Annotated in this window: 1 protein-coding gene; it reads left to right on the forward strand. The window is 42.9% G+C overall.

Translation table 11 applies throughout. From position 1 onward, the window contains the following. The coding region (locus RRF55_RS28915) for a class I SAM-dependent methyltransferase (protein ID WP_439419434.1) at positions 1-219 on the forward strand (219 nt) is incomplete at both ends.

Below are 219 nucleotides of genomic sequence, written 5' to 3' on the forward strand. Positions count from 1 at the left end.
CATCAGTTACAACATGCACCTTATTTTGAAAATGTCAGTTATCAAGTTCAGTCTGCAGAGCACACCAGTTTTGCTGAGCAGAGTTTTGATTTAATCACGGTGGCTCAAGCCATTCATTGGTTTGACTTTGATGGCTTTTATGCAGAAGTGAGGCGGACTTTACGACCTGAAGGCATTTTGGCGGTCATTGGCTATGGTTTAATTCAGCTGCAGCAACCT

The organism is Klebsiella sp. K47, assembly GCF_051858335.1.
Classification (GTDB): Bacteria; Pseudomonadota; Gammaproteobacteria; order Enterobacterales; family Enterobacteriaceae; genus Klebsiella; species Klebsiella pneumoniae.